15 protein-coding genes and 1 pseudogene are annotated in these 17,276 nt (G+C 69.7%); 13 read left to right on the plus strand and 3 right to left on the minus strand.

What is annotated here, in order from left to right; all coding sequences use genetic code 11:
- The first annotated feature begins 153 nt into the window (after positions 1-153).
- From ACFVV1_RS39385 to ACFVV1_RS39400, 4 genes are all read left to right on the plus strand, one after another.
- Positions 154-987, plus strand: coding sequence for a transposase (locus ACFVV1_RS39385; protein WP_390000071.1), 834 nt, complete (start codon positions 154-156; stop codon positions 985-987).
- Between the two features lie 99 nt (positions 988-1,086).
- On the plus strand, positions 1,087-1,563 hold the full coding sequence (locus tag ACFVV1_RS39390; protein WP_390000074.1) for a hypothetical protein: 477 nt from the start codon (positions 1,087-1,089) through the stop codon (positions 1,561-1,563).
- A gap of 204 nt (positions 1,564-1,767) precedes the next feature.
- Positions 1,768-2,895: a hypothetical protein gene (locus ACFVV1_RS39395; RefSeq protein ID WP_390000076.1), complete on the plus strand. Its 1,128-nt coding sequence runs from the start codon at positions 1,768-1,770 to the stop codon at positions 2,893-2,895.
- 468 nt (positions 2,896-3,363) lie between these two features.
- Entirely contained in the window at positions 3,364-4,701 is a 1,338-nt protein-coding gene (locus tag ACFVV1_RS39400; protein ID WP_390000145.1) for an LGFP repeat-containing protein, read from the plus strand.
- A gap of 154 nt (positions 4,702-4,855) precedes the next feature.
- On the opposite strand, the gene ACFVV1_RS39405 is transcribed toward ACFVV1_RS39400, so the two are convergent.
- Complete coding sequence (locus tag ACFVV1_RS39405; protein ID WP_390000079.1) at positions 4,856-5,233, minus strand: 5-carboxymethyl-2-hydroxymuconate Delta-isomerase; 378 nt, start codon at positions 5,231-5,233, stop codon at positions 4,856-4,858.
- A 280-nt stretch (positions 5,234-5,513) separates the two neighbouring features.
- On the opposite strand from ACFVV1_RS39405, the pseudogene ACFVV1_RS39410 reads away from it, so the two are divergent.
- The 4 genes and pseudogenes from ACFVV1_RS39410 to ACFVV1_RS39425 all read left to right on the plus strand — a co-directional run.
- Positions 5,514-5,831 (plus strand): annotated as a pseudogene (locus tag ACFVV1_RS39410) (transposase); the annotation flags it as partial.
- A 338-nt stretch (positions 5,832-6,169) separates the two neighbouring features.
- Positions 6,170-6,646: a DUF6643 family protein gene (locus ACFVV1_RS39415; protein WP_390000082.1), complete on the plus strand. Its 477-nt coding sequence runs from the start codon at positions 6,170-6,172 to the stop codon at positions 6,644-6,646.
- Between the two features lie 302 nt (positions 6,647-6,948).
- Positions 6,949-7,557, plus strand: a complete 609-nt coding sequence (locus ACFVV1_RS39420; protein WP_390000085.1) for a hypothetical protein — start codon at positions 6,949-6,951, stop codon at positions 7,555-7,557.
- A 153-nt stretch (positions 7,558-7,710) separates the two neighbouring features.
- Positions 7,711-10,146, plus strand: a complete 2,436-nt coding sequence (locus tag ACFVV1_RS39425) for a right-handed parallel beta-helix repeat-containing protein (protein ID WP_390000088.1) — start codon at positions 7,711-7,713, stop codon at positions 10,144-10,146.
- Here ACFVV1_RS39425 and ACFVV1_RS39430 read toward each other — a convergent pair.
- On the minus strand, positions 10,116-12,512 hold the full coding sequence (locus tag ACFVV1_RS39430; protein ID WP_390000090.1) for a hypothetical protein: 2,397 nt from the start codon (positions 12,510-12,512) through the stop codon (positions 10,116-10,118). The two genes, ACFVV1_RS39425 and ACFVV1_RS39430, sit on opposite strands and share 31 nt — an antisense overlap.
- A gap of 187 nt (positions 12,513-12,699) precedes the next feature.
- Between ACFVV1_RS39430 and ACFVV1_RS39435 the strand changes: the two genes are divergently transcribed.
- The 3 genes from ACFVV1_RS39435 (at position 12,700) to ACFVV1_RS39445 (ending at position 14,765) form a co-directional block, all read left to right on the plus strand.
- Positions 12,700-13,536 carry a DeoR/GlpR family DNA-binding transcription regulator gene (locus ACFVV1_RS39435; protein ID WP_390000092.1) on the plus strand — a complete coding sequence of 279 codons (837 nt, stop codon included), beginning with the start codon at positions 12,700-12,702 and terminating at the stop codon, positions 13,534-13,536.
- Positions 13,537-13,601: 65 nt separating this feature from the next.
- A complete protein-coding gene (locus ACFVV1_RS39440) occupies positions 13,602-14,054 on the plus strand; it encodes an SRPBCC family protein (protein WP_390000095.1) in 453 nt (150 codons plus the stop codon).
- Positions 14,055-14,285: 231 nt separating this feature from the next.
- Entirely contained in the window at positions 14,286-14,765 is a 480-nt protein-coding gene (locus ACFVV1_RS39445) for an SRPBCC family protein (protein WP_390000098.1), read from the plus strand.
- Positions 14,766-14,803: 38 nt separating this feature from the next.
- Here the strand turns inward: ACFVV1_RS39445 and ACFVV1_RS39450 are convergent, their stop codons facing one another.
- Positions 14,804-15,937 carry a PLP-dependent cysteine synthase family protein gene (locus ACFVV1_RS39450; protein ID WP_390000100.1) on the minus strand — a complete coding sequence of 378 codons (1,134 nt, stop codon included), beginning with the start codon at positions 15,935-15,937 and terminating at the stop codon, positions 14,804-14,806.
- 207 nt (positions 15,938-16,144) lie between these two features.
- On the opposite strand from ACFVV1_RS39450, the gene ACFVV1_RS39455 reads away from it, so the two are divergent.
- Complete coding sequence (locus ACFVV1_RS39455; RefSeq protein ID WP_390000103.1) at positions 16,145-16,462, plus strand: hypothetical protein; 318 nt, start codon at positions 16,145-16,147, stop codon at positions 16,460-16,462.
- Between the two features lie 189 nt (positions 16,463-16,651).
- Positions 16,652-17,176 carry an ATP-binding protein gene (locus ACFVV1_RS39460; RefSeq protein WP_390000106.1) on the plus strand — a complete coding sequence of 175 codons (525 nt, stop codon included), beginning with the start codon at positions 16,652-16,654 and terminating at the stop codon, positions 17,174-17,176.
- Positions 17,177-17,276: the final 100 nt, after the last annotated feature.

Here is a 17,276-nt window from a genome sequence, read left to right on the forward strand (position 1 = left end):
AGCGACGTGCGGCGAAAGTCGCATGCGTCGTTCGGGCTGGGGGCCGTTGGAAAAGGGCCTGCTCAGCAGGCACCTCGCCGACGGCCCACCAGTACTCTGTGGCACAACCTCAGCGAGGCCGCCGAGCGAGCTGTTGCCCGCCACCGCCAGTGCTTGCACGTCCTGGCGCCCGAACCGGTCGAGGAGGGATCCGACGAGCCCGCACCCTCGGTGGTGGACCCGGCCTCGCCCTGGAAGAGCGACCGGTTCGCCAACCGCATCCGGGCCCGACACGCCACGGTCCACGCGATGCTGGAAGCCGGCCACAGCCGCCGTTCCATCGGCCGCCAACTCCACATGACGCACCGCACTGTCAAAAGCCTTGCCGATGCAGCCAGGCCAGAAGACCTCTTCACCGGTCAGTACCAGTTCAACCGAGCCTCCGCGCTGGACGAGTACAAGCCCTACCTCGACGACCGCTGGAACGAGGGCTGCACCAACGCCTGGAAGCTCTGGGAGGAGATCGTCCCGCGCGGTTACAAGGGCAGCTACGGCATCGTCAGCGCCTACATCAGGAAGAAACGCACGTCACCCCGGCCGGTCACCGCACAACCCCCGGCGCCCCGCCAGGTGGCCAGATGGATTCTCAGCCGCCCGGAAACGCTCACGAAGATCGAGCAGCTCCGGCTCAAGGCCGTGCTGGCCAACTGCCCCGAGCTTGATGCCCTCACCGGCCACGTCCGGTCCTTTGCGCAGATGCTCACCGAACGCCAAGGCGATCGACTCCCCGAGTGGCTCGACGCCGTCCGCCAGGACGACCTGCCCAGCCTCCACACCCTTGCCGCGGGCATCGACCGCGACCGCGAGGCTGTGATCGCCGGCCTCACCCTGCCCTGGAACTCCGGTGTCGTCGAAGGGCACGTCAACCGCATCAAGATGCTCAAGCGCCAGATGTTCGGCCGAGCCGGATTCAGCCTGCTACGCAAGCGCGTATTGCTGGCCACCTGATCAACTGCCTGACTCTCGATGATAGGAATTCCTTCACGGAACGATGATGTGGGGGCGAGGCAAAGCGTGGACTCAGTAGTGGCGATCAGCTTGACCCGCATGGCCGCTGCAGACCTGTCGCTGGCGCCCTGGCAGCGCCCCTCGGACGCCTATCTGGTCCAGTTGGGCCTGGACGCCTTGATGGCCGATGTCGAGGCTCCCTCGCTTCCCCTGCTGGCTGGGCTCGCGCGCGGTGAGTACCCCCAGGCCCGCGAGCTGTTCGGCCTTGTGCTGGAAGAATTGGGTCTACTCCCGCTGACCTCGAAAGATCTGGCCAAGGCGCGATGGATCGCGGCCCGTTGGTGGGCGGCCCAGATCGTGGCGCGCCGGCTCGATCCCATACAGGGAGCCAAGCTGATCTATCAGGAAGCTGCAGCCGAACTCGACTACCCCGATGCGCTGCAACCCATGGTCGATCTGGTGAGAAGAATCGACCTGCTGAACGACCAGCCTCTGGAACAGCAGCACATCGACGAGGTCACCTCCGCAGCGCAAGACTTTCTCGCCACAGACGCACCCCTAAACACGGGCCTTTGACCGGCGTCGCATGACCCACCGTGACCAGTTCACGGAAAATGAGCCAGAGCCACACTGGCGGTTCTGGCTCAGCTTCTGTGGTTGGGCACGTTGAGTGATGAACGGGCTTCACCTCTTCGGCCAAGGGAAGCGCCGTCAAGCAAGCAGGACGCGGTGGCTGAAGGCGTTGTCACAGGCTCTGCTTAGGGTGGTCGACAAGATCACTTGCAGGATGTGCTGCGGGATCTCAAGCGGATGGTGGGGATCGGGATGGCTTGGTGGGACCGGAAGCCCGGGGAGCGGAAGCAGTGGGTGGTTGAGCCGTTGGTCGGGGTGGGGCCGTTGCGGTTCGGGATGAGTCCGGACCAGGTGGCGACGGCTCTGGACGGAGCGATCGCCTATGTCTCACAAGGCCTGGGCAGCGGGATTGGATGGGGCTGTTACAGCGACTGGGGTATGACTGCGGTCTACGGGGAGGATTCCGGTCTGGTCGCTGTGGCGATCGATGCGATGGACGGACCGCTGGTCCGGTTGCGGGACGTTGAGCTGATCGCCCGGGTACCGTCCGAGGCGTGCTCAGCTATCCATGCCCTCGCACGCCGGGAGGGGGCTTTGGTGCGGGTGAACTGGAGTGGCGACCCGGAAGTCGCGGCATGGGGGGTATCCATGGGTGCCTCGCTGGAGCTGAGCTTGTCGCCCGACATCGAGGGGTACTTGCAGCGCCAGGACACGATGGTCACCCATGCCCTGTTGACCAGCGCGGATCTGGCCGAAGACCCTTATGGGGCCAAGCCGATCATCCAGTGGCGGGATGTGCGCGGGGAAGAGCCGAACACCGGGACATGGCCGGTGAAGGCCGAGCAGGACCGTCTGCGTTGGGGCTGGACACCTCTGGAGCGCATCGGTCCGCTGCGGTACGGCATGAGCCCCTATCAGGTGGCGGCAGCGCTGAACGAGGAACCAGCCGCCCGTCACGGCCGATACCCGTTCGGACGGCCGTGGGAGAGTCCCGGCGAGTGGATCCTTCTCGAAGACCGCTTCGATACGGCCGGTGTGACCGCGCATTACGCCAGCGGACGCGGCGTCTATCCCGTCCTCGGTGCCGTCACAGTGCAGGGTCGCATCGGTCCACAGGTCGAGCACGAGGGCATCCCATTGATTGGTATGCCCATAACCGCCGTTGATGCGGCCTTGATCCAGCACACCGAAGAGCGTGAGACGGGCCTGGTCTTCGGCTGCGGTGGAAATCTGGGGTTGGACGGCCTCAACATGTATGTCCGGGCCACCAGAGCCGGTGACGCCGTAATCAGCGAGGCCCGGTTCTGCCAAGAAGATTGGGAAGACCACGGCTGACGGACAAGATGGCCACAAAACGAACCACTCATCACTCAGCGTGGTCACATCACAGAACCTGAGCCAGAACCGCCAGTGTGATGCGCCGCATACCGCACCAGCTGTTGATGTCCGCTTTTGGGTGGGCTGGGACTGGAGGCGTTCGCGGGGGTTGATCACCTCGGGGGTGAGCGGGGCCTCGTGCGGGCGGATGCGGACCGGCTTGTGCCGCGGGTCTCGTAGGAGTGAAGTTCTGTCCCTCGTACGAGGGTTAGCTCTTGCCCTGCCTCGTGTTCTCACTCCAGGTTCGTTCCGTGATCCTGCACCACTTCAGTTCCACCGGGTGGCGAAGAGTGGGGTCTGTTGTACGGCCGACCTCTCATCCTTTGCTCTCGCTCCGGGCCTGGGGCCAAGCCACTCTTCGGACGACCCCGAGCCCCAAAAAGGATCCTCGGACGCCCCCAACTCCAGAAAGTCAGGTGATCTTTGATGGCGCACATCAAAGCGCTGCGTCGTTGCGGCGCACTTGCCGCGGCGGCTGTGATCGCGACGGTCGCGTTGCCGACCGCTGCGGAGGCCGACAGCCAGTACTGCGGTCGCCCGTACTGGGTTCTCGGCGCGATCCAGACCAAGTACGACGAGATGCGCGGCCCCGACAGTCCGCTCGGATGCCCGACGTCGGTTGAGCAGACCACCCCGAACGGACGTGGCAGGTTCACGACCTTCGATGGCGGTTCGATCTACTGGACCTCTGACACGGGGGCTCATCCTGTGTGGGGCAAGATCCGTGAGAAGTGGGGCCAGTTGGGCTGGGAGGGCGGCGCGCTCGGATTCCCGAAGAGCGACGAATTCACCAACTCGGACGGTGCCGGCAAGCGCCAGGAGTACGAGGGCGGCACGATCTACTGGCACCCGAGCCGCTCCAACGGCGCGCACCCGGTCTGGGGCAGGATCGGGGAGAAGTGGGGTGCCGCGGACTGGGAAAAGGGTCCGTACGGCTACCCCGTGACCGACGAGGCCCCGGGGCTGCACCCTGAGGACGGGCACTCTCAGCAGTTCGAGAGCGGGCCAATCGGGTGGGCTCCGGGCGAGGCCGATAATCCGCAGTGGCAGCGGGCCAAGGCAAAGCACATCGACGGCAACGCGAACCCGGGCGACCAGGCACAGAGCGCAACCCTGCTTCCCAAGGGAGCCGATCGCGGGATCGTCCTGGTACGCGGCTTCATCGCCGACACCATCAAGCTTTACGACGAGATCGGCGAGCACCGCTCGTTCAGCACCAACCCGGAGGCCGGCGCCAAGGGAACCATCGCCTGGGACACCGCCACGGGACGGGTGGGGATCTATATCGAACACTCGTGCATCCAGTTGGCCAAGTGCTGGGACGCCAAGCCGTTGACCCGGACGTCGCACGCGAAGGAGAACACCGACAGCAACGACATCGAGCAGAACGAGTACTGGGTTGAGCCGTACGGCAACGGGGGCGCCCGCATCGACGTGTCGCTGGTGAACGGATTCTCTCGTTCATACCTACCAGAATTGATCAACGCTGGGCGGATCAACGCGACCTTCTGGCTGACTCCGCGTCAGCACGACCCGGACGAGGTCATCAACGACACCGCGACATTCGACGTCAGGACGACCAAGGACAAGTTCCCCTCGTGGGAGGTCCTGCGCTATCCGCACCTGAAGCCGACCTCCAACGCACCCGAGATCCACTGGCTGGGCCGCGTCGGACAGACCGAAATCGGAGACCTGAAGGGTGTCCAACACACCTGCACGCGGATCGGAAAGAACTCCGATGACCCCTCAATGAGCTGCGATTGAGAACCAGGTCATCGACGGTCCCCGCCACAGCGGACTGGACCGGCATCGACACCGGGATCCCCACCCCGGCGCCGGCGCGCCTACCTGCCAGGAGTAGATGACGGACCCCCTGTCAACGACACACCCGGGTACCGCGTAGCGGCTGAGATTGCCCTCAGCGACTGCTGTCGCAGGGGGCGAGCAGGCTGGTGACCTCGGCGATCGCCTCCGCCGAAAAGTGGACCTCGAACTCCGGGACAGGCCCGACGTGTGTGCGAAGAAGCGCGAGGACGGATTCGCTGAGCGCGCGTTTGACCTCGGCGCTACGGCCGGCCTTCAGCGCGATCTCGATGTGGACTGCCTGGTGGGTTTCCTCCGTGCGGCCGGCGATGTACCAGTCGTCTTGAGGGTAGATGAAACGGATCCGGCACGCCTCGGGGCGCGCGCCGCTGTTGGCGACGATCAGCGAGTGCAACTCCGGGCCGAGTACTTCACAGTCGAGGACCTCGTTCTCGGCCAGTTCGTTGGTGTACGTCACGGTTACATGTGGCATGGACGCAGCATATTCACACGCTCGCCATGCTCGCCGACGAGTTCCTCGGCAAAGGGCCGGCCAGGCCGAGCACGCACCTGCGTGCAGGCGGCGGGCCGGCATCTGCCGGCGTTCCGGGACATGCCCGGAAGCCCCATGGCGGCATAAGGAGGGTGGGGCCGGTGCGGAGACGGGGGGCGGCCACCGTTGATCATCGTGAGTTGTGTGGACAAACGAAGAGACGGTGGCCGCAGGCCACAGCATAGATCCCGCGCGTTGACGGGAGGCGTTCGAGGTGGCCATGGGCCGGCTCGCGGCCCGGTTCGCTCGGCTCGAACCCCGCCTGCGGGCCGGGCGGTTGGTGCTGGGCCTGCTGTCGGATCTGCCGCGCAATTACTGCTGGACGATCGCGGAGTGGGCCGGTGAGGCCGGCCCGCACGGCTTGCAGCACCTGGTGTGCCGGGCCCCCTGGGATACGGACGCTGTCCGCGACGACGTGCGTGAATACGTCGTCGAGCACCTCCACGACGAGGCCGCGGTCCTGGTCGTCGACGATTCCGGCGACGTGAAGAAGGGAACCCACACCGTCGGCGTGCAACGCCAGTACACCGGAACCGCCTGCCCGGCCTCGATACGCAAGGCCGGCCGCGGTCGAGGGTGCCGTCGGCGGTGGCGACCGGCAGGCCGCGGTTGCCGTCGGCGATCTCCTGATAGTCGTAAGGTTCCAGGTACTCAGGGTCGAAACCCTCCGTCCTGGCGAGTGCCACGCGGGTGTCGCCCCTTGTAGCCCATCCGCCACTTCTCGTCAGCCATGGCGCCCTCCAACGGAAAAGCCCCCGCTGTCAACGGAAGCCTTGACGATGTTTTGGCAGGTCAGGCGGACAGAACCAGCGTAAAACGGATGACCCCAAGATTGGGACTCCCCAACCAACACATTGTGGGCTTAACTTAGGTGTCATGACCTCCCCCCGCTCCACCTACGGCGGCGGCTACTACGCCGCACCGTCGTTCCCCGACACCCCGATCTACGACTCCCTGGTCGCGGAGCGGGGCACCCCTCAGATCGCCCCGATCCGAGTGCCTGCCGCCTATGACACCGGCAACAGCTATCTGCCGGCTCTCCCGGCGGCCCTGCCGGCTCTTCCCGCGGCGCCTTCCCAGCCCGGTCCGTCGTACGGCTACCCGCAGCCGGCCCAGCAGGGTTACGCGCCGGTGCAGCCCCCGCAGTTGCAGCAGGCCCCGGCGCCGTACATCCCGCAGCAGCCGACCGCGACCCGCGGCGGGTACCAGGCGGCGCCCTACGCGCCGCAGCAGCAACGGCCCGCGCCGGGCACCGGGTACGAGGCGATGCGTCCGGCGTCGCCGCGCCCTGCCCCCGCGCCTTCTCCGTACGAGGACCCGTACAACCGCCCGCACCAGGGCCGGGGGTACTGAGCCGGGGAGTCGCACACGGTCGTACCGAGGTCGTCGTCGAGCCATGGGGACTCGCCGGCGACCTCGACGTTCCCGCACCGGGCCGCGTACCGCCCTCCTGCGCCGTGCCGCCCTCCCCGGGCCCGTACGTCCCTTCCGGTCGCTCGCGCGCCCCGGACGGACCGTCAGCCTCCTTCGGTGGGCGGGGAACTCACGGGCCGGTCCCTGCGTTGTCCCGGGGTGAGGTTCCTCTCTCTTCGCAGCTTCAGCGCGCGAAGCGCGCCGTATCGGGTTAAGACGGATACGGAAGGGGGTGCGGGACTGTGCGGGCGGTTTCGGGCGTGTGGCGTTGGCGGCACAACCCCCTGCGCCGCGCCACTGACCGGCGCGAGGCATGGGTGGCATTGGCCGCGCTGATTCTCATGGTGCTGGCGGCGCCCGCGCTGGGCTGGCGGTGCGGATCGTTCACCGACGACGCCCTGCAGAAATCGGTGCGGGCCCAGCGGGCCCAGCGCCATGCCACGACCGCGGTCGTGCTGCGCAGGGCGCCGGAAGCGCCGCATCTCGTCACCGATCCCGAGGTGTCCTCGGAGCGCACCCCGCAGACCCTGGTGGTGGCGCGCTGGAAGGCTCCGGACGGCACCGACCGCCGCGGTACGGTGACCACCCTCTCCCGGAGGACCGGACCAGGGGCCGAAGTGGAGATCTGGACGGACCTCGACGGCCACCCCGCGCCGCGGCCCATGGACGCGCCGACGGCCCGTACCCACGCAGCGCTGGCCGGGTTCGGGGCGATGCTGCTCGCCGTCGCGCTGATCGAGGGCGGCCGCCGACTGATCGTCTGGCGCATGATGCGGGGGCGGTACACCCGGATCGACCGGGACTGGGCCGAGGCCGGTCCTGACTGGGGCAGGACCGGGACCGGCAGCTGATCAGCCGGTGATCGGGTCAACTCCCGCCCGCCGCGCGCGCTACGGTGGACCGGCCCGCCCGCTTCCTCGGCGGGCGGACCCGGGTTTCGTCGTTGCCGGAAGGCCGGTGGACCCGGGCATCACACACGCACGAGGTGGGGGCACAACAGCGCCATGGCACAGGGCACGGTCCAGGTGACGCACACCGGCACATCGCGGTGGCGGCGCCGCACAGGCGAATACGCCTCCCTCACCGCAGCCCTGGAGGCCGCGGCGGACGGTGATGTCCTCACCATCGCGCCCGGCACCTACCGGGAGAATCTGGTCCTGCACCGCGCAGTGACCCTGCGCGGCCCCGAGGGCTCGGCCGGCTCCGTACGGATCGCGCCGGTCGACGGCGTGCCGCTGACGGTCCGCGCCTCCGCCGTCGTCTCGGACCTGCATGTGGAGGGCCAGGACTCGACGGCCCCGGCGCTGCTCGTCGAGGACGGCGCACCGGAGCTCGCGGATCTGCGGATCGTGACCCGTTCCGCCGCGGGGATCGAGGTGCGCGGAGCGGCCCGGCCCACCGTGCGCCGTTGCACGGTCGACAACCCGGCCGGGGTCGGCATCGCCGTACTCGACGGTGCGGGCGGCGTGTTCGAGCAGTGCGAGGTCGTCTCGGCCGGCCAGTCCGGCGTCTCGGTGCGCGACGGTGCACATCCGCGGCTGGAAAGCTGCCGGATCCACCACGCGTCGGGCGCGGGGCTCAGCGTCACCGGCGAGGGCAGCGGTCTGGAGGCCGTCGGCTGCGAGGTGTACGAGATCAAGGGCAGCGGGGTCCAGGTCACCGCTCGTGCGGCCGCCCACCTCACCGAGTGCACGGTGCACCGCACTTCGGCGGACGGCGTCACGCTCGACACCGACGCCGTCCTGACGCTGGCCGACTGCGACATACACGACATCCCGGAGAACGCGGTGGATCTGCGTTCCCGTTCGGTCCTCACCCTGACCCGCTCCACGGTGCGCCGGTTCGGCCGCAACGGTCTTTCCGTCTGGGATCCCGGCACCCGCGTCGACGCCAACCAGTGCGAGATACATGACAGTACGGGTGACTACCCGGCCGTCTGGGTGAGCGACGGGGCGACGGTGATACTGGACTCCTGCCGGGTCCACGACGTGCCGGACGCCATCTTCGTGCTCGACCGGGGCTCGCGCGCCGACGTGGTCGACAGCGATCTCTCCCAGGTCCGCAATACCGCGGTGTCGGTGAGCGACGGGGCAACCGCCCAGCTCGACGACTGCCGCATCCGCGAGGCGTCCACCGGCGCCTGGTTCCGCGACCACGGCAGCGGTGGCACGCTGAACAACTGCACCATCGACACCGCGCAGACCGGAGTGATCGTCACCAAGGGCGCCGACCCGACGATCGAACGCTGCACGGTCACCTCGCCCGCCGAGGCCGGTTTCTACGTCTCCGCCGAGGGCCGCGGCACCTTCCGCAGCTGCCGGGTCACCGGCAGCGACGGCTACGGCTTCCACGTGATGGACGGCTGCCGTACGACGCTGACCCGTTGCCGTACCGAGCGGTGCGCCCGCGGCGGCTACGAGTTCGCCGAAGGCGGCGGCCACGGCGACGGGCAGGGAGCGGGGCCCGTCGTGGAGGACTGCACGAGCGACGAGAGCGCGCTGCGCTCCCCCGCTCCCCCGGCCCCGGCCGTGCTGACGGCCACCCAGTCCACCCCCGGGCTGCTCGGCGCGGTCCCGGGTCAGCGGGCCGCGGAGCCCGCCCCGGCCGAGGCGCCGGCCCCCGAGCCGGTGCGCGCGTCGGACGCCGTTCTCGGGGAACTGGACGCGCTGGTGGGCCTGGACAGCGTGAAGCGGGAGGTGCGCGCCCTCACCGACATGATCGAGGTCGGCCGTCGGCGCCGGGAGGCCGGGCTCAAGGCCGCGTCGGTCCGGCGGCATCTCGTCTTCACCGGCTCCCCCGGCACCGGCAAGACCACCGTGGCCCGGCTGTACGGCGAGATCCTCGCCTCGCTCGGGGTACTGGAGCGGGGCCATCTGGTCGAGGTGTCCCGCGTCGATCTGGTCGGTGAGCACATCGGCTCGACGGCCATCCGCACCCAGGAGGCCTTCGACCGGGCGCGCGGTGGGGTGCTGTTCGTCGACGAGGCGTACGCCCTGTCGCCCGAGGACTCCGGCCGGGACTTCGGCCGGGAGGCGATCGACACGCTCGTGAAACTGATGGAGGACCACCGGGACGCGGTGGTCGTCATCGTCGCCGGCTACACCCACGAGATGGAGCGGTTCCTCACCGTCAACCCCGGTGTGGCCTCCCGTTTCTCACGGACCATCACCTTCAGCGACTACGAGCCCGCCGAACTGCTGCGGATCATCGAGCAGCAGGCCGAGGAGCACGAGTACAACCTGGCCTCCGGGACCGGGGAAGCGCTGCTGAAGTACTTCACGGAGCTTCCCAAGGGCCCGGCGTTCGGCAACGGCCGTACCGCGCGGCAGACGTTCGAGTCGATGGTGGAGCGGCATGCGGGCCGGGTCGCCCAGCTCGCCGATCCGAGCACGGACGACCTCAGCCTGGTCTACCCGGAGGATCTGCCCGAACTCCCCTGATCCCGCAGGGCTTTCGGGGCTTCCTCCCCGTCCGCCTGGCGGGGCAGGACCGGTTCGAGCCGGTCCAGCAGCGCGGCCCGTTCCTGGGCGAAGACCGGGTCGGCCTGGTAGTCCGAGTGCCCCAGAACCGGTTCGGGCAGCGGATGTTCGGGGGTACGCCCGTAGACCAGGGGGTCGTTCAGCGGCCCCCGGTCCACCTCGGGCCCCGGTCCCTCGTCGAGCCGGACCCGGCCGCCGATCGGGTCGGTGGCCCGCCAGAGGTTGCGCCAGCAGTGCACGGACCGGTGCAGCCCGTGCAGCGGCCCGGGGCCGAAGTAGGCCGGGAACCAGCGCGCGTACAGCCGCTCGATCGGCGATCCGTAGGTGAGCAGGGCGACCCGGCTCCGGGTCTCCGGGGGCAGCTGCCAGACCGCGGACGCCGCGAGGACGCTGCCCTGGGAGTGGCCCGAGATGACGAGCCTGCCGTGGGTGAGCCCGGTCCAGCCGGACATCCGTGACGCCAGGTCGGGGACGGCACGCTCGGCGTAGCAGGGCGGTGCGAAGGGGTGGGCGGCGCGCGGCCAGAACGTACCGACGTCCCAGAGGATGCCGATGGTGCGCCGGGCGGAGGCGTCGCGGTAGGCGCGCCGTCCCCAGGTGACGAAGAGTATGAAGCCGAGCCCGATCATCCAGGAGCCGGTCGACTGGGCCGCTTCGGCGACGGACTCGATGAACGGGCCGCTGCCCTTCATCGCCAGGCCGGGCACCTCACCGCTCGCCCAGGCCCCGCCGACCGCCGCCGCACCGAGCAGCAGTGTGGCGCCGGAGACCGGGCCGAGGATCCAGGGCGCGGAGTCGGTGAGGGCCGCCGTGGCCCGGATCCGGGCGATCTGCCGGGTCCGGGCGGGGTCCGGCCGCTCCTGCCCGTACTCCCGGTCGATCTCTGGCTCCAGGGCGCGGGCGGTGAGCCAGGTGCGTACGAGCAGCACGGCGCCGGGGACCGCCAGCAGCACCAGGAGTACGGGGATGACCGAGGCCTGCCAGCTGAGCAGCACCGGGGGCCCCGCGATGAGGGCGCTGCGGCCCATGCCCGGGGTGCCGGAGCCGTCGAGCCAGTCGGCGACGCGCTGGGCGACCCCGCCGGTCATGACGCCGCCGAGAGCGCAGGCGAGCATGGCGACCACCGGTCCGCCGAGTCCGTACATGACGGTGCGGGGTTCGGGGGTCTTGCGGTACAGGCCGAGTGACACCACGGCGAGGAGGACGACGAGCGCTCCCTGGCCGAGCGTGACGATACTGAAGGTGACGTCGCCGGGCAGGGCGCCCGCCGAGACCCAGGCGGGACGCGACCAGGCCGCGTACACCGCGGCGAGGACGAGCAGGGCCAGGGCGGTGCCGGGCAGCCAGGTGATGAGAGCACGGTCGAGCCGGTTGTCGAGACTCCGTTCGCTGCGGCCGCGACGGCAGACGACCCACAGCACGACGAGCGCGCCCAGGACCAGCGCCGCTTCGATCAGCGATCCGAGGACGGCGGGCACGGAGCCGGTGACGGCGCGGTCGTGGCGGGCCGCGGCGCCGGCGACCGACGCGGCGACGGTGAGGAATCCGGCAGCGGTGTGGGCGGCACGCAGCCGGGCGACCAGCCGACGGCCGTACCAGAAGCCGGGCCGGGCGAGGGCCGGGCGGCCACCGGCGGGGGTGCCGGAGGTGTTCGGATCGGGTGCGGTCTCCGGGTCGGCGTCGTCCGGTCCGGAGCCGGTGAGCGGGCGTTGCGATTCGTACGCGCTCCAGGTCCGGTTGGACAGGAACCAGAGCAGCCCGACGAGGGCGGCGGGCACGAGCGCGGCGAGGGCGAGGCGTCGGCCCGGCTGGGACCACCAGCCGCCCTGTGCCGTCGACAGGAAGCCGAGCCAGGACCGCTTGTCCGAGCAGTCCGGCACGCCCGCGCACTGCCAGGCCGTCAGATCGAGCGCGACCTCGCAGGCCGCCGCGGTCAGCAGGACCGTGAGGCTCAGTGCGACGAGCCGGACGAGGACCCCGTACAGGCGCACCGCGCGCGTGCGGCTCCGGGCGGTGGGGCGCATCCAGTGGGCGAGGTTGACCACCATGAACGGGAGCAGCAGCAGCCACAGAGCGCGGGAGCCGTTGCCGGAGGTGAGGTTGGACCAGCAGTAGGCCTCGGCGATGGGCCGGTCGCGGTACCGCTCGGGGTGCTGTTCGGCGTCCATGTCCCCGGCTCGCCGGTACATGGCGGCGGTCGCGTCGCCGGTGACCCGGACCGGCCGCGGATCGTCGAGCATCTCCTGCGGGGTGGCTCCGCCCACGCCGTGGACCAGCAGTTCCAGCGCGGGCCCCGGACTCTGCGGGGCCTGGGTGACAGGTGGCACTGGAGTGACTCGCTCTCTCGGTCGTGGGGGAAAGTGCTGATGCGCGGTCACCAGGATCACGGACGAGGGCCGGTGTACGCACCGCTCTCACGGAATCTCCCCAGTGCGACGGCCGACGACACCGCGTGGCAGGATGACCCCGTCCGAAGAGACTGTTGCACGGCCTGAGGGAAGGACCGGACCGGCGTTGAGCGAGAATCAGAACCTGCTCGCGGAGCAGCGGCGCGCCCTGATCCTCGACGAGGTGCGCAGGCGTGGCGGGGTCCGGGTCAATGAGCTGACCCGCAGGCTGAACGTCTCGGACATGACCGTCCGCCGGGATCTGGACGCGCTGGCCCGCCAGGGTGTGATCGAGAAGGTGCACGGCGGGGCCGTTCCGGTGGTCGAGGCCAGTACGCACGAGCCCGGTTTCGAGGCCAAGTCGGCGCTGGAGCTGACCGCCAAGGAGGACATCGCGCGGGCGGCCGCGGCCATGGCGGTGCCCGGTACCGCCATCGCGCTCTCCGGTGGTACGACGACGTACGCGCTCGCCCAGCAGCTGCTGGACGTACCGGATCTGACGGTGGTGACCAATTCGGTGCGGGTCGCCGATGTGTTCCACTGCGCGCAGCGGTCGGGGGTCGCGGGCGGGGCGCGTTCCGGGGCCGCCACGGTGGTGCTCACCGGTGGGGTACGGACTCCGTCGGACTCCCTGGTCGGCCCGGTCGCGGATCAGGCGATCGCCTCGCTCCACTTCGATGTGCTGTTCCTCGGGGTGCACGGGATCTCGGTGGAGGCCGGTCTCTCGACGCCGAATCTGGCGGAGGCCGAGACGAACCGCCGTTTCGTCCAGTCGGCGCGGCGTGTCGTGGTGGTCGCCGACCACACCAAGTGGGGCACGGTGGGACTGAGTTCGTTCGCGACCCTGGAGCAGGTGGACACGTTCGTGACGGACGCGGGCCTGTCGGCCGCCGCCCGTGAGGAGATCGAGGAGCATCTGCCGGGCCTGCTGGTGGCGGGCCGGATCGCGGACGACGGTTCCTGAGCGGCCGGGCGGTGTGTCGCTTCCGCTCAGCTCGGACCGGGCGGTGCACGGCCTAGGATCGTGCTGTGGCCGTCTTCCGGATCGAGCGTTGCACGCATCTGCCCACGGCCGAGTCCTGGTGCCGGGTGACGGACTGGGAACGGCACGCGGCGACGGTACCGCTGACCACGATCACCGTCCCCACGGGGCTGCCGACCGGGATGGGGACCGTCTTCGTGGCGCGTACGGGCGTCGGGCCGCTGGGTTTCGACGATCCGATGGAAGTGGTGCGCTGGACCCCGCCCACCGCCGGGCGCGCGGGGCTGTGCCGACTGGAGAAGCGCGGATCGCTGGTGCTGGGCCGGGCGTCGATCGATGTGTATCCGACGGATTCCGGATCCCATGTGGTGTGGGTGGAGGAGCTGAGTGTCCGGCTGCTGCCGCGGTGGGTCGATCCGCTGATCGCCGCGGCGGGCCGCCGGGTCTTCGGACGGGTGCTCGACCGTATGCTCGACCGTCCGGCGGGTCCGTGTCCGTAGCGCGGCGCGGTCGGGCGGGGCGGTGCCGGTGCGGGGAGCCCGGATGACCGGCCCGGACCTTCAATGAGCAGGCGCGGGCGGCGGGACCCGCAGCGGCCGCACGGGCCATCCCGCAGTGCCCGTCCGCATAACGTCCTTGCAGGCAGGGACATCTGACGGTATGACAGCTATGGTGTGCGCGACCCGTACGACCCCGTACGCCGCCGACCGACCGCACGGGAGGTGCGATCCGTGCCACGCCGACTCCGTTCCGTGGGCCTCGATTTCGTCGAGTCCGCTGCCCTGCGACTGATCTTTGACGCCGAGGTGTCCGCACCTCCCGAAGCGGTCTACCGTGCGCTCGCCGACGACGTGGCGGGCTGGCCGAGCTGGTTCACCTCGGTGACGGCGGCCCGGCCCACCGAGGAGGGCGCGGGCCGCGAGGTCCGGCTCAGGGGCGGCGCGGTGCTGCGCGAGTCGATCCTCGCGGCCGAGCCCGGCGAGCGGTACGCCTACCGGGTCGACGAGTCCAACGCCCCTGGCCCGAAAGCCCTGGTGGAGGAGTGGCGGCTCACCCCGGCCGGGACCGGGACGCGGGTGCGGTGGACGTTCGCCGCCGACGGTTCCACACTCTTCCGCTTCGTCCTGCGGCTGGCCCGGCCGGGAATGGGCCGGGCGTTCCGGGACGCGGTACGCAATCTCGACAGGCGGCTGGCCGCGCCCGCGGCCTGAGTACGGACGCGGACCGGGCGCACCGCGCTCCGTCCGTGCTATCCGGGCCAGTTGCCGCTGCTCAGGAAGGAGTCGATGGTCCGCGTGTACGGGGCGATGTCCAGGCCCTGTTCGGCGAGCCAGCTGTCGGAGTAGTACTTGTCGAGGTAGCGGTCGCCCGGGTCGCAGAACAGGGTGACGATGCTGCCTGCGCTGCCCTGTTCGACCATCTCCGCGACCAGTTTGAACGCGCTCCACAGCCCGGTGCCGGTGGAGCCGCCCGCCTTCCGGCCGATGGCCCTCTCCAGGGCGCGCACGGCCGCGACACTGGCCGCGTCCGGCACCTTCATCATCCGGTCGATGGCCCCGGGCACGAAGCTCGGCTCCATCCGGGGCCTGCCGATGCCCTCGATCCGGGAGCCGCGGTCGCTGGTGGCCAGGAGGTCGTGGTGGGTCCAGCCGTCGAAGAAACAGGAGTTCTCCGGATCGGGCACACAGATCCGGGTGTCGAACTGCATGTAGTGCACATAGCGGGCGATGGTCGCCGAGGTGCCGCCGGTTCCGGCCGTGGCGACGATCCACGTCGGCTCCGGGTAGCGCTCCAGCCTCAGCTGCTGGTAGATCGACTCGGCGATGTTGTTGTTGCCGCGCCAGTCGGTGGCCCGTTCGGCGTAGGTGAACTGGTCCATGTAGTGACCGCCGGTGTCGGCGGCGAGCATGGCGGACTCCTCGTACAGCTTCCGCGAATCGTCGACGAAGTGGCAGCGACCGCCGTGGAATTCGATCAGTCGGCACTTCTCGGGGCTGGTGGTACGGGGCATCACGGCGATGAACGGCACACCGATCAGCTTGGCGAAGTACGCCTCCGAGACGGCTGTCGAACCGCTGGACGCCTCGATCACCGGCCTGCCCGGCCGGATCCAGCCGTTGCAGAGCCCGTAGAGGAAGAGCGAGCGGGCCAGCCGGTGCTTGAGACTGCCGGTGGGGTGCGTCGATTCGTCCTTGAGGTAGAGGTCGATGCCCCAGGTCTCTGGCAGCGGGAAGCGCAGCAGATGGGTGTCGGCGGAACGGTTGGCGTCGGCCTGGACCTTGCGGACGGCCTCCTTGAGCCAGGCCCGGTACTCCGGGTCGGAGCGGTCGATGTCGATGGTCGCCGCGACCCGGCCGTCGTCTGTGTGCTTTGCGGTGCCCATCAACGCGTTCCTCCTCGTGCTCACCGGACTCTCGCCTCAACGATATTCCCCCTACCTGCAGAAACGTTCACTTTGATGCTCCATAGCCCTGCCTTGGACCGGCCGGACGGGACGGTTGCCGCATTGCTCCGGGACGCGGCCTGGCGCGCCGGTCCCACATGCGTGCAGACTGCCCGACAGAGGCGTCACGAAGGGGGCGAAGCAGTCATGCCGGAAACGGAGTTCAGCGCGACGGGGGTACGGATCGAGCGGTGGGCCCGCTCGCTCACGAGGGCCGGGCAGGTGATCGTCAAGGACGGCAGGCTGGCCCTGCTGACCAGTTACGGACGGGAGATCGACAGCGCCCCGGTGGTGGCGGTGAGCGCGGGCAGGCCGTGGTTCGCGGGAGCCGGGGCGGCCGTGGCGCGCCTCAACGGGACGCGGTACCGGCTGACGATGGGACAGCGCAACCACGGTCCGGACACGGCCGGACCGGCCCACCGTTTCCTCGAGACGCTGCGGAGCGCGGGCGGCCGGATGATCTGACGGAGCAACCCCGCCGGGACAGCGCGAGTTGCGGAGCCGTGACCCCTGAGCGACATTGGTCACACGTCACTCATGGTTTACCGGCGGTGACACTGAGATCCGCCATCGCCGGTCCGGATTCAGCAGTCCGCCATCTGCTGGATCCGCCCCTCTCGTCTTCTTCCGGACCTATTTCGGGGAGTCGCAGCCGTGATCAGCGAGCCAAGCAGGCACTGCACGGTGGAGCTCCAGGCCCTGCCGTCGCGGATCGGTCAGGTCCGCAGAATCGTTTCGGCGCAGTTGCGCTACTGGCATCTCGATCCGTTGATCGACCATGCGGCGCTCGGCGTCACCGAACTGCTGACCAATGTCCACCGGCATGCCCAGCCGGACAAGTCATGCACCGTCGAGATCGAGTTGCTGCTCGAACGGCTGACGGTGTCCGTCCACGACCACGACCCGCGGCTGCCGACCGTGCGCGACCCCAGTACGTCCAGCACGTCGGGACGCGGGCTCGCGCTGATCGCCGCGGTCAGCGAGAGCTGGGGCGTCCGCCCTAGCGGCGGGGCCGGGAAGGTCGTCTGGTTCACCCTTCCCGCACCTCCTCCCCTGTTCACCGGGCGGCCACCGCACTCGGTGTACGGGGCGACCACGGACGGGCCGTTCGAGCCGGACGCCGTCACGTATCCGGAGAGCCGGACGCCCTCCGTCGCCCGGTCGGCGGTGGTCGGATAGCGAAAATGGAGGAGCGGGGGGGCGGGCGGGGCCCCCCGCCGCCCATTGAGGGGGGGGATGTTGGGGGGTGGGGCGGGGCGACAACACCCCGGGCGCCCCG

The sequence above is a fragment of the Streptomyces sp. NPDC058092 genome (assembly GCF_042884935.1).
Taxonomy (GTDB): domain Bacteria; phylum Actinomycetota; class Actinomycetes; order Streptomycetales; family Streptomycetaceae; genus Streptomyces.